Source organism: Parasphingopyxis sp. CP4 (genome assembly GCF_013378055.1).
GTDB lineage: Bacteria > Pseudomonadota > Alphaproteobacteria > Sphingomonadales > Sphingomonadaceae > Parasphingopyxis.
On sequence record NZ_CP051130.1, the window covers coordinates 2,309,947 to 2,322,007 of the forward strand.

The following is a 12,061-nucleotide window of genomic DNA, read 5'->3' on the forward strand; positions in this document are numbered from 1 at the left end:
AATAAAGAGGGTTAACGTTAACCAGCCTGTTTTTCGAGCTGGCGGCCCATCATTTCCCAGAGCATGTTGATCGCCTTCAAAGGTCGTACCAAGACCTTGAAATCATCGATCAAACCATCGCTGTTCCAATGGATGATATCGATGCCGTTTATGTGGATTCCGTTGAGCTCGGCGGTGAATTCGAGCATCGCATTATCGCCATCGACGATGATCCGCACATATTCAAACGTGCCATTGCCGAAAACCGTATCGGCGGCTGTCAGATAGCCAAGCGTCAACTCAATACCGCGTTGCGGGGTATGAACAACCGGCGAATGGAAGGTCGCATCATCGGCGAGCAGCGGGCGCAAACTCTCCGGGCTGCGATCGCCGTCCATATGATCGAACCAGCGTTGGAGGCGGGGGTCTGTCGTCATCCGAGATGCTCCTTGAAAAATTCAGCCGTGCGGCCGTCTGCGAGAGTGGCGGCTTCATCGTCGCGGCGGTTGCCGAACTCGGTGGCGAAGCCATGATCCAAGCCCTCATAATCGTGCAGTGTCACCTTGGCATGATCGTCCAGGCCTTCATGCATGGCGGCCTGGGTTTCGGGCGGGACAAAACCATCGGCGGTCGGGATGTGCAGCATCACCGGATGGGCGATGGCGTGTTTCTCGCCAAGCAGTCCATCGATGCCCACGCCATAATAGCCGACGCAAACATCGATATCGGTGCGCGACGAGGTCATGAAGGCGAGCCGGCCGCCAAGGCAATAGCCGACACAGCCAACCTTGGCCCGGGTCTCACCGCCCAGATGGTCGCGCGCGGCATGGATGGTTGCTTCGATATCGCGGACGCCCTGGTCCTGATCGAACTTGCCCATCAGATCGAGCGCTGTGTTGAATTCCGCCTCGACATCGGGATCGAGGTCCGTGCCCTCATTGATCCGCCAGAAGAGATCGGGTGCAACGGCGAGATAGCCCTGGCTTGCCCAATAATCGCATTTGGCGCGGATCCCGGCATTCACACCGAAGATCTCCTGGATGACAATTACCGCTGCGGTGGCATCGCCTTCGGGCGTTGCGACATAGACGCCGAAACTTTCCTCTCCGCTCAGGGTTGGAATCTTGATCATGCTGCCCATTGGCTCGCCTCCTTATTCTCATGCATCAAAAGATATCGCTTGGTCGGGATGCCCTCCCCGCCCGAATAATAGCCGATTTTCCCGCCCGCTGCGATCACGCGATGGCACGGTACAACCAGTGTCAATGGATTGTGGCTGCAGACCCGGCCGATTGCGCGCGGACCGGAATCGGCGCGCCTTGCGACCTCGCCATAGCTTGCCGCTTCGCCATAGGGGATCGCGACAACCGCGGCGCGCAGCTCATTGCCGCGCTTAGTGGACGCCGGTTCGAGCGGAAGATCAAACTGTTTGATATCATGGGCAAAATAGGCATTTATCTGGCGCTCGGCCTCGCGCAGCAATGGATGTTCGGTGGGGCCTGTCGGTTCCATTTGCCCGACCATGTCGATCGCCTGGAGCGCGTCCGCGCTCGCGGAAATCGAAATCGAACCGATCGGGCTGGCAATAATATGGCAGGTCATGGACGCGGTTTCGCGCATTGCGTATGGAAAGGCCAGCATTTTGAGGAGCGCACCCATGAAAGTCACCGTCGATGTCGATTGCACGCCCGAAGAAGCACGGCGTTTCCTGGGCCTGCCCGATCTCACGCCGGTGCATGATCTCTATCTCGACAAGATGAAAGAGACGATGGAAAATGGCATCACGCCCGATACAGTCGAGAAGCTGATGAGCAGCTGGGGCCCGATGAGCGAAGCCGGGCTTTCGATGTGGACGCGCTTCTTCGATCAGATTGGCGGCACGAAAAAGTGATCCTTCGGCCATGGCGCTGACGGGCAACGATAGCGCGACAATCTTTGCGCTCTCCACCGGAGGCCTTCCCAGTGCGATTGCGGTGATCCGGGTCAGTGGACCCGAAAGCGGTGCCGCGTTAGCGGCGCTGGCCGGTCGCCTGCCCGAGCCGCGTCACGCATCGCTGGCGCTGTTGAGCGATCCGGCGGATGATGCACCGATTGATCGCGGATTGATCCTCTGGTTTCCCGGGCCCGATAGCGCAACCGGTGAAGACCTTGCCGAAATCCATATCCATGGCAGCCGCGCAGTCGCCGCAAAAATGCTGGCGGTGCTCGATGACATGCCGGGCCTGCGGGCAGCCGAAGCCGGGGAGTTTACGCGGCGCGCCTTTCTTCATGGCCGGATTGATCTTTCCGAGACGGAAGGGCTGGGTGATTTGCTCGCGGCGGAAACCGAAACGCAACGGCGCCAGGCGCTCGCGATGAGTGAGGGCGGGCTAGCTAGGCAGATTGGCGATTGGCGCGAGCGATTGCTGAAAGCGGAAGCGCGGCTCGAGGCTGTGCTCAACTTTTCCGATGAAGGCGATGTCGATGAAGCCGACCAACAGGCGGCATTGGCCGCAATTCGCGATGTAAACTATGAAATTCGCGCGGCATTGGCTGCGCCGCCGGCCGAACGGATACGCGATGGGGTGAGGGTGGCACTGGCTGGCCCGCCCAATGCCGGCAAGTCGACGCTGTTCAACGCGCTGATTGCGCGCGAAGCGGCGATTGTCTCGCCGACGGCAGGAACAACGCGCGATATCATCGAGGCACCGGTCGAAATTGATGGGCTCGCTTTTGTGTTTTCCGACACGGCGGGTTTGCGCGCGGCAGGGGACGCGATCGAGGATGAGGGGGTCCGGCGCGCGCGCGATGCGCTCGAGCGCACGGATATTCTGCTCTGGTTGGGCGATCCTGACAAAGCACCGGACGGAGAGACGGTTATTCGGCTTCATGCGCGCAGCGACGAAGCGGAGCGGTCGGACATCCCGGAGAATACAGATTTGGCGGTCTCGGCGGTTAGTGGCGAGGGGCTCGATGCGTTGCGCGCTCTAATTCTGGAGCGCGCCCGCGCGATGGTTCCGCGCGAAGATCAGCTGGCTCTTAACGCGCGGCAGCGAGGGGTTTTGCGCGAAGCCGCGGAGATTTTGGCCAATCCACCCGAAGATGACTGGATCTTGCTGGTCGAGACCTTGCGCCAGGCGCGCGCCAGCTTTGATCGCCTGACCGGGCAGGGCGGCGTCGAAGATATGCTGGATGCGCTGTTCGGCAAGTTCTGCATCGGGAAATAGTCCGTCCCAGCGCTGAGGCGTTTCACGTGAAACATGTTGGACTTGGCCCGCTGCGCTGATAAAGGCGCGGCATGGCGAAATCCGAAGCCTTTGAGCGCTACGACGTAATCGTTGTTGGCGGCGGCCATGCAGGCTGCGAGGCCGCAGCGGCTGCGGCGCGCATTGGTGTGCGTACGGCGCTGGTTTCGATGCAGAAAGATATGATCGGCGCCATGTCCTGCAATCCGGCGATTGGCGGATTGGGGAAGGGCCATCTGGTTCGCGAAGTCGATGCCTGTGACGGTTTGATTGGCCGGGCATCCGATGCAGCGGCGATCCACTATCGGATGCTCAATCAGAGCAAGGGCGCGGCGGTCCGCGGCCCGCGCATCCAGGCCGATCGCATTCTCTATCGGGATTCGATTCATGAGATGCTGGCGGCAGAGGCAAAACTGGAGATCATCGAAGCGGAAGCGACAGAGCTTGTTCTCGCGGATGATGAACTGACGGTACAGGGCATGGTCCTGGATGGCGGAGCGCGGGTGATCCACGCCGCTGCGGTTATCCTGGCGACCGGCACCTTTCTCGGCGGCAAGCTCCATTTCGGGATGGATAATCATGCTGGGGGTCGGGTTGGCGAGCGGGCGGCGACGGCTTTGGCGAAACAGTTGTACGCGGCTGAACTTCCTTTGGCGCGGCTGAAGACCGGGACGCCGCCGCGGCTTGATGGCCGGACGATTGACTGGTCGGTGCTCGAGCAGCAGCCATCGGATGGCGGCAGTTGGACGATGTCCGTACAGGGCGAGAAACGCGAGAAACCCGCGCTTTTCTGCGCCATTGCACGAACCAACCAGCGCACGCATGACGTCATTCGTGCATCGCTTGATCGCTCGCCATTATTCTCCGGCGAGATCCAGGGAGAGGGGCCGCGCTACTGCCCATCGATCGAAGACAAGATTCATCGCTTCGGCGATCGTGACGGACATCAGATTTTTTTGGAACCGGAAGGCCTTGATGACAGCAATGTCTATCCGAACGGCATCTCGACCTCACTTCCGGTGGATGTACAGCTTGAGTTCCTGCGGACGATCACTGGCCTGGAGCGGGTTGAGATCGATCAGCCGGGCTATGCGGTTGAATATGATCATGTCGATCCGCGGATCCTCGGCCATGATCTGGCGGTGCGTTCCATGCCGGGGCTGTATCTCGCCGGCCAGATCAATGGGACAACAGGCTATGAGGAGGCCGCCGCCCAAGGGCTTGTTGCCGGGATCAATGCTGCGCGTTTTTCGCAGGGGGAAGAACCGGTCCGGTTTGAGCGGTCCGACAGCTATATCGGTGTGATGATTGATGATCTTGTGCTCCAAGGCGTCACCGAACCCTATCGCATGCTCACCGCGCGCGCCGAACATCGACTGCGGCTGCGGGCTGACAATGCCGTCACACGATTGACGGATACGGCGATATCCTGGGGATGTGTCGGCGAAGGCCTCAAATCTCTTGCCGAAGATCGCGCAGAGAAGCGCGCGCGCCTGCAGTCTGCAATGGCGCAGAAACTGAGCGCCGATGCTGTCGAGGCGGCTGGGGTACAACTGGGCCAGCATCGCGAAACACGCAGTCTTGCCGAATGGCTCAAACTGCCCGGTGGAACAGTTGATGCCGTGCGTGAGGCCGTGCCGGAAATTGCCGATATCGCGGATGACATCATTGATGAGGTGGTCGAAGATGTCCGCTACGCGCCCTATCTTGAGCGCCAGGCTAACGAGATTGCGCGCGTTGATAGCGATGAAAATCTCCGCATTCCTGATACGCTGATCTATGCCGATATCCCCGGTCTTTCCAACGAGATGGTTGAGCGGTTGGACCGTGCACGACCCGCCACCCTGGGCGAGGCGCGGCGGATTGGCGGTGTGACGCCAGCAGCACTTGCCGCCATCCTTGTGCACTCTCGCCGCCGCGCCGCCTGAACCAGATGGACGAAGCAAGCGTCAAATCCTGGCTCGAAACGTCATTGGGTGTTTCACGTGAAACACTCGAGCGGATTGATCGCTTTGTTGCTCTTCTTCGAGAAGAATCCGCTCGCCAGAATCTGATCGCGCGTTCGACTCTCGATACGCTTTGGGACCGCCATATCCGGGACTCTGCCCAGCTCTACCAGCTCGCGGGCCCGGAGCTTAGATCCGGTAAGTGGATCGATCTTGGTTCTGGTCCCGGCCTTCCCGGCATTGTCCTGGCGCTAATCGGCAATATGCCGATTACCCTTGTTGAGGTGCGGACTAAGCGGTTCGAATTTCTCCATCAGGCGATCGAAGCTTTGGACCTGGGCGCCTCCGTTACGGTTGAGGGGTGTCGGCTCGAGCGGGTCGAAACGCAGCCCTTTGACGTCATCACGGCGCGTGCTTTTACGGCCCTGCCCAAACTTTTTGCGCTCGCGCATCGTTTTTCGACCCCGAAAACGCAATGGGTGCTTCCAAAAGGACGAACTGCGCAAGAAGAACTGGAACAGGCGCAGCGATCATGGCAGGGTGATTTCGTACTGACACCAAGTCAGACCAGCGATGACGCATTCATTGTGACAGCGCATAATGTGAGGCCAAGGAGACGTTCATGATCCGCATCGCGATTGCCAATCAAAAAGGTGGAGTTGGCAAAACGACGACGGCGATAAATCTCGCAACCGCGCTCGCAGCCTCGGGTTCCAAGGTGTTGTTGATCGATCTCGATCCCCAGGGCAATGCCTCGACCGGCCTTGGCATAACCCAGGAACAACGCGCGCTATCGAGCTACGAATTGCTCATCGGACAGGCGACTGTGGAAGAGGCAGCGATTGCAAGCCGGGTTCCAAGGCTCTCGGTTGTGCCTGCGACAGTCGATTTATCGGGTGCCGAGATTGAACTTGTCGACTATGAAGCCCGAACTGAGCGTTTGAACATGGCGCTGAGCGATGCGCCGGACGGCCAATGGGACGTCTGCCTGATCGATTGTCCGCCGTCACTGGGCCTGCTGACGATCAACGCGCTGGTCGCCGCGCCGTCTTTGCTGGTTCCGCTGCAATGCGAATTCTTTGCGCTGGAGGGATTAAGTCAGCTATTACAAACAGTTGAGCGCGTACGGGAGCGTTTCAACCCGGATATTTCGATCTTTGGCGTCGTTCTGACGATGTATGATCGTCGCAATAACCTCTCCGGACAGGTAGCGGAGGATGTGCGCGCCGTTTTGGGCAAGCTTGTGTTTGATACGGTTATTCCGCGCAATGTGCGGCTGTCCGAGGCGCCAAGCCATGGCTTGCCCGCGCTGATCTATGATTATCGCTGCCCGGGATCTGAGGCCTATATGGCGCTCGCCCGTGAAACCATCGCGCGCCTGCCGAAAACCGCCAAAGCCGCCTGAGAGACATAGCCATGACCCAAGCAAAGAAGAGCAAGAAAGCCCCGGCCAAGAAGAAACCGAGCGGATTGGGGCGCGGTCTTTCTGCCTTGATGGGCGAAGTCGAACAGGAAGCGCCGATCGATGCCGCGCCGGACGAAGGCACGGTGCAAATGCTGCCGGTTGGCAAGATTACGCCGCATCCCGATCAGCCGCGCCGCCATTTCGATGAGGAAGCCCTGGGCGAGCTGGCCCGTTCGATCGAAGCGCGCGGTATGATCCAGCCGATTGTGGTGCGGCCGCAGGGCACGCATTACCAGATCGTTGCCGGCGAGCGCCGCTGGCGCGCCGCGCAGCGCGCGCAGCTCCATCAGGTCCCGGTCATCGTTCGCGATTTCGACGAGGCAGAAACGCTGGAGATCGCGCTGGTTGAGAATATTCAGCGAGAGGATCTGAATGCGATTGAAGAGGCGGAAGCCTATAAGCGCCTGATCGAAGATTTCGGGCATAGCCAGGCCGCGCTTGCCCGGCTGGTGCACAAATCGCGCAGCCATGTCGCCAATTTGCTGCGTCTGCTTGATCTCCCTGACGCCGTTCGAGCGATGGTTGTGTCTGGCGAGTTGGAAATGGGCCATGCTCGGGCGATTATCTCAGCGCCGGATGCCGAAGCTTTGGCGCGCTTGATTGCCGCGCAGGGCCTGTCCGTGCGCCAGGCGGAAGATCTCGCCCGCCGGGCAAAGCCAGGTGGCGGATCAACGTCCCGGCGGCCGCCGGCGGAACGCGATGCAGATATTGTCGCGCTGGAACGCCAATTGGGTGAGGCTGTCGGCCTGCCGGTGTCTATCGATTATAACGGGAAGACAGGCACCGTCGAAATCACCTATAAATCGCTCGATCAGCTTGACCTGATCTGCCAGAGATTGTCTGGCGAAAAGATATAAATATCAGATAATTAGCGCAGCGATCGCGCCTTGCGGGCGATCGCGAACAGCTCTTCGTCCGCGCTCACCATGCCGGGTCCGCCAGACCGCTTGAGGGCCAGTTCGGCAGCATTGGCGCGTTGGATCGCGGTTGAAAGCGCCTCGCTGCGCCAGCGTTCCACCTGATCGGTGATGACCGCCTTGTCCTTCCAGAAAATCGCGCGCCCCGCCTTGGCGATAACGGATTGGGCGCTATTGCCCTGCTCGACTTGCGCGCGGAGGCGGGTGAGCAGGTGCAGCCGTCGCAGGATCGCGCGTAGCAGCGGTATCCCGACAAGGCCTTCGCTCGCCAATTGCGTCAACTCGCGATCAAGTGCGATCAGATCGCCTGACAGAGTGATATTGGCAAGCCGGGAGAGATCGCCTTCTTCGCTACTCGCCGCTAGAGCATCGAGCGTGTCATGCTCTACCCGGCGGGGGCGGTCGGGCGCAGCATCGAGATACAGCGACAGCTTTTCCAGCTCGCTCGCCAGGATCGCGCGGTCGCCATGGCATCCGCGCGCCAAACGATGCGCCACATCCGGGGCGATCTGCAGGCCAGAATCTTGCGCCATCTCGACGACCATCCGGTCGGCATCACGGCCTTCGGGCGCATAGCTGGCACAGGCCATGGCCTGTTCACTTCCGAAGGCCAGTTTCACGAGCTTGTTGGTCGCGCGCAGCGCGCCGGCGATTGCCACCACCGGATTTCCCGCCTTTTCGGCCTCGAGCAACGCTTCGACCGCGGCAAAACTCTCATCGCCAATCGGGTCGATACGAATCAACCGCGCGCCGCCGAATAACGATATCGCGGCTGCTTCATCGGCGAGTTTTGCGGGGTCGGCCTTGAGATCGGGACCGGAGAGATCGATCCGCTCCGCATCTTCACCCATTGCATCGGACAGCAGCGCAACCAGGGCTTCTGAACCCGATCGATCCGGGCCGTAGAGCAGGAAGAACCGTATTTCGTCGCTTGGCGCAGATAGTGCGCGTGCGATCTGGCCCCGATTGGCCTTCACCTAGGGCAGTTCCGCGCTGGGATCCGCCGCGGCGGGAGGCGGACGGCGTGCCGCATAGAGCGCAACCCGGGCGACGATCTGGTCAGCCACCTGTTCGGTGAGCCGCTCCAGCGCAGAATCTTCCGCCGCAATCGTCGCATATTCCGAAGACACCACATCGATACCGGCATCGCCACCGGCCGTCGCATCGAGCAAAACTGTCCCGCGATCGATCGTAACCAGTTGAAAACGTGCGCGCAAAGTACGACGCTCGCGGGTCACGGCATTATCTGCCCGCACACCAAAGCCTTCGATACGGTCGTCCAGCGTCACTTCGAGCCGGTAGCGCGGCGCCGCATTGCCCGCTGCGCCCAGACGCTGTTCGAGAGCGCCGCGCATCAGATAGCCCGAACGCCCAGGAATGCCGCCAACTTCGACCGCCGCCAGCATATCACGGGCAGGGGATTGCGCCCCGCCATAGAGCGGCCGTAAGCCGCAGGCGGTCAACAGGGTCAACAGGCCCAGGCACAGGGCGATATTCCGGATCACGCGACGATATTTACCAGACGATCGGGCACGACGATAATCTTTTTCGGTGTAGCGCCGTCCAATTGCCGCTGAACCTTGTCCGAGCCGAGCGCGAGCGCTTCAAGATCGGCCTTGGGCGCGCCTTTCGCAGCCGATACCGTATCGCGCAGCTTGCCGTTGATCTGGACGGCGATCGTCACTTCATCCTCGACGAGCAGCGCCGGATCGGCGTCCGGCCAATCGGCATCGGCGATCATCCCGCTCTCGCCCATATCCTGCCAGGCTTGTTCAGCAAGATGCGGGGCCATCGGCGCGACGAGGCGGACCAGTGTATGCACAGCCGTATCGCGGCTGGCGCTCGGATCGGCTTTCTCGATCGCATTGGTCAGTTCGTAGATTTTCGCGACCGCCTTGTTGAAGCTCAAGGCCTCGATATCTTCACTCACGCCCGCGATGGTTTGATGCAGCTTGCGGTCGAGCGTGGCATCTTCGCCGCTGGCCTCGGAATCGCTATCGATCAGGCGCCACAAGCGCTGCATGAATCGCCAGGCACCTTCGATACCATTTTCGCTCCACTCGAGATCGCGCTCGGGCGGGCTGTCGGACAGCATGAACCAGCGCACCGCATCCGCGCCATATTGATCGACGATCGGATCGGGATCGACGACATTTTTCTTGGATTTGGACATCTTCTCGATGCGGCCCGTCTTTACCGGTTCTCCGCCTTCGATCCGCACCCAATCCGCGCCATCGCGCTGCACTTCGTCCGGCGAGAGCCAGCTGCCATCGGCCATTTGATAGGTTTCATGCGTCACCATGCCCTGGGTGAAGAGGCCGGCGAAAGGCTCTTTCACATCCAGCCGGCCAATCCGGTTCAGCGCCCGCGTGACGAAGCGCGCGTAGAGCAGATGCAGGATCGCATGCTCGACGCCGCCAATATATTGGCCCACCGGAAGCCAGGCCTCGGCTTCGGCTTTGTCGAACGGTTGATCATCGGGCTGGCTGGCAAAGCGAATGAAATACCAGCTCGAATCCACAAACGTATCGAGCGTATCGGTTTCGCGCCGCGCGGCCTTACCGCATTCGGGGCAATCGATCTTGCTCCATGTTGGATGACGATCAAGCGGATTGCCGGGTGTTTCGAAGTCGATATCGTCAGGCAAGACAATCGGAAGCTGATCCTTCGGCACGCCAATCGGTCCGCAATCCTCGCAATGGATGATCGGGATCGGCGTGCCCCAATAGCGTTGCCGGGAAACGCCCCAATCGCGCAGCCGCCATTCGGTCGTGCCTTCGCCCCAGCCTTCTTCTTCGGCACGCGTGATTACCGCGCTTTTCGCGCTTTCGACGTCCATGCCGTCCAGGAAGCGCGAATTGACGAGCGGGCCATCGCCGGAAAAGGCTTCATCGCCCGCATAGTCCGGATCCGTCTCATCGCCATCGGCAACGACGCGGCGCACCGGCAGGCCATATTTGCGCGCAAAATCAAGGTCGCGCTGGTCATGCGCAGGCACGCCGAAAACCGCGCCGGTGCCATAGTCCATCAGCACGAAATTCGCGATATAAACGGGTAGCTCCCATTCGGCCTGGAACGGATGTGCTGCCTTCAATCCTGTGTCGAAGCCCAGCTTTTCTGCGCTTTCGATATCGGCAGCGGAGGTTCCACCTGCCTGGCACTGGGCAATAAAGTCAGCCGCTGCAGAATCTTTCGAGGCCACCGCTTCGGCGAGTGGATGATCGGGCGCCACCGCGACAAAGCTCGCGCCGAAAATCGTATCCGGCCGGGTTGTGAATACTTGTAGCTGGCTCTGTCCGGTAATCGGTTCATTGAGCGTGAAGCGGAAGCGCAGGCCGCGGCTCTTGCCGATCCAGTTTTCCTGCATCAACCGAACTTTCTCGGGCCATTGATCAAGCTCATCAAGGCCAGCCAGCAGATCATCGGCGAAATCGGTGATCTTCAGGAACCATTGGCTGAGCTTGCGCCGCTCGACCATCGCGCCGGAGCGCCAGCCTTTGCCGTCAATCACCTGCTCATTGGCCAATACGGTCATATCGACCGGATCCCAATTCACCGCACTTTCCTTGCGATAGACGAGGCCGGCGGCGAAGAGATCGAGGAACAGCGCCTGCTCCTGGCCATAATAATCGGGTTCGCAGGTTGCGAGTTCGCGCGTCCAATCAAGCGCAAAGCCGAGGCGCTTCAGCTGGCTGCGCATCGCCGCGATATTGGCGCGGGTCCATTCGCCCGGATGTACCTTCTTTTCCATCGCTGCATTTTCAGCCGGCATGCCAAAGGCGTCCCATCCCATGGGATGGAGCACTTCATGGCCGGTCATCCGGCGGTAGCGCGCCAGGACATCGCCCATCGTATAGTTGCGAACATGACCCATATGGATGCGCCCCGACGGATAGGGGAACATCTCCAGCACAAAGCTTTTGGGTTTGGCGGACGATGTGTCTGCGGCAAAAGTCTGGGAGTCTTTCCAGGCTTTTTGCCAATGCGAGTCCACCGCTTGCGGATTGAAGCGTGACGCCATGACGAAAGGGTTAGCCGATTACGGTGCTGCGACGCAGTTCGCGCGCGCGGGTGAGGATGATAGCCTCAAGCTGTTGGACGGTTGCTGCCTGTACCGGCGCTTCGAGCCATTGGGTGCCGTTATAGAGCTGGCGCGACGCGGCTACGGACAGCGCGTCGGCGCGCAGATCGCGATCGAGGATCGTAACCGTCAGTTTCATCCGCTCGGTTGGCGCTGCCGGATTGGCATACCAATCGGTGACAATAACCCCGCCAGCCGAATCAACCTGGGCCATCGGCATGAAGGACAAAGTCTCGAGCGACGCGCGCCAAAGATAGCTGTTTACGCCGATTGTGGAGACCTGTGCCGGAGCCAAAGTATTGGACGGACGGTCCCCACCGCCACAGGCTGCCAGGCTCAGCGGAAGGAGGGCGGCAATAGCGGCGTGGTGCAAACGGAACATGAAACTCACCTGCGAAGACATAAAAGCGAAACGAAGGGCGTTTATAGCCGCTCGGGCCACCCCCGCA

General features: G+C 60.3%; 13 protein-coding genes. 6 read left to right on the forward strand and 7 right to left on the reverse strand.

Features of this window, described 5'->3' with window-relative positions; all coding sequences use genetic code 11:
* Positions 1 to 17: 17 nt before the first annotated feature.
* Genes HFP51_RS11260 through HFP51_RS11270 form a run of 3 tightly spaced genes read right to left on the reverse strand, consistent with a single transcriptional unit; the run spans position 18 to position 1,581 of the window.
* Positions 18 to 416, reverse strand: coding sequence for a nuclear transport factor 2 family protein (locus HFP51_RS11260; protein WP_176875823.1), 399 nt, complete (start codon positions 414 to 416; stop codon positions 18 to 20).
* On the reverse strand, positions 413 to 1,120 hold the full coding sequence (locus HFP51_RS11265) for a dienelactone hydrolase family protein (RefSeq protein WP_176875825.1): 708 nt from the start codon (positions 1,118 to 1,120) through the stop codon (positions 413 to 415). Before HFP51_RS11265 ends, HFP51_RS11260 begins: the two co-directional genes overlap by 4 nt.
* Positions 1,108 to 1,581, reverse strand: coding sequence for a methylated-DNA--[protein]-cysteine S-methyltransferase (locus tag HFP51_RS11270; protein WP_176875826.1), 474 nt, complete (start codon positions 1,579 to 1,581; stop codon positions 1,108 to 1,110). Before HFP51_RS11270 ends, HFP51_RS11265 begins: the two co-directional genes overlap by 13 nt.
* Before the next feature lie 55 nt (positions 1,582 to 1,636).
* Here HFP51_RS11270 and HFP51_RS11275 point away from each other — a divergent pair, with 55 nt between their 5' ends.
* The 6 genes from HFP51_RS11275 (at position 1,637) to HFP51_RS11300 (ending at position 7,471) form a co-directional block, all read left to right on the forward strand.
* Positions 1,637 to 1,870, forward strand: a complete 234-nt coding sequence (locus tag HFP51_RS11275) for a DUF6489 family protein (protein WP_176875827.1) — start codon at positions 1,637 to 1,639, stop codon at positions 1,868 to 1,870.
* A 10-nt stretch (positions 1,871 to 1,880) separates the two neighbouring features.
* Positions 1,881 to 3,185, forward strand: coding sequence for a tRNA uridine-5-carboxymethylaminomethyl(34) synthesis GTPase MnmE (gene mnmE, locus HFP51_RS11280; RefSeq protein ID WP_176875828.1), 1,305 nt, complete (start codon positions 1,881 to 1,883; stop codon positions 3,183 to 3,185).
* Positions 3,186 to 3,256: 71 nt separating this feature from the next.
* Positions 3,257 to 5,131, forward strand: a complete 1,875-nt coding sequence (gene mnmG / locus HFP51_RS11285) for a tRNA uridine-5-carboxymethylaminomethyl(34) synthesis enzyme MnmG (RefSeq protein WP_176875829.1) — start codon at positions 3,257 to 3,259, stop codon at positions 5,129 to 5,131.
* Positions 5,132 to 5,136: 5 nt separating this feature from the next.
* Entirely contained in the window at positions 5,137 to 5,775 is a 639-nt protein-coding gene (gene rsmG / locus HFP51_RS11290) for a 16S rRNA (guanine(527)-N(7))-methyltransferase RsmG (protein WP_176875830.1), read from the forward strand.
* Positions 5,772 to 6,554 carry a ParA family protein gene (locus HFP51_RS11295; protein WP_176875831.1) on the forward strand — a complete coding sequence of 261 codons (783 nt, stop codon included), beginning with the start codon at positions 5,772 to 5,774 and terminating at the stop codon, positions 6,552 to 6,554. Before rsmG ends, HFP51_RS11295 begins: the two co-directional genes overlap by 4 nt.
* Positions 6,555 to 6,565: 11 nt before the next feature.
* The gene (locus tag HFP51_RS11300; RefSeq protein WP_176875832.1) at positions 6,566 to 7,471 is read left to right on the forward strand and encodes a ParB/RepB/Spo0J family partition protein; all 906 of its coding nucleotides are present in this window, start codon (positions 6,566 to 6,568) and stop codon (positions 7,469 to 7,471) included.
* 11 nt (positions 7,472 to 7,482) lie between these two features.
* Here the strand turns inward: HFP51_RS11300 and holA are convergent, their stop codons facing one another.
* From holA to HFP51_RS11320, 4 genes are read right to left on the reverse strand one after another with little or no spacing between them, the layout of a single operon-like run.
* On the reverse strand, positions 7,483 to 8,508 hold the full coding sequence (holA, locus tag HFP51_RS11305; RefSeq protein WP_176875833.1) for a DNA polymerase III subunit delta: 1,026 nt from the start codon (positions 8,506 to 8,508) through the stop codon (positions 7,483 to 7,485).
* A complete protein-coding gene (gene lptE, locus HFP51_RS11310; RefSeq protein WP_370462960.1) occupies positions 8,509 to 9,033 on the reverse strand; it encodes an LPS assembly lipoprotein LptE in 525 nt (174 codons plus the stop codon).
* Positions 9,033 to 11,552, reverse strand: coding sequence for a leucine--tRNA ligase (leuS, locus tag HFP51_RS11315; protein WP_176875834.1), 2,520 nt, complete (start codon positions 11,550 to 11,552; stop codon positions 9,033 to 9,035). The genes lptE and leuS overlap by 1 nt, the downstream gene beginning before the upstream one ends.
* A 10-nt stretch (positions 11,553 to 11,562) precedes the next feature.
* On the reverse strand, positions 11,563 to 11,994 hold the full coding sequence (locus tag HFP51_RS11320; protein ID WP_255454649.1) for a DUF3576 domain-containing protein: 432 nt from the start codon (positions 11,992 to 11,994) through the stop codon (positions 11,563 to 11,565).
* Between the last annotated feature and the right edge of the window lie 67 nt (positions 11,995 to 12,061).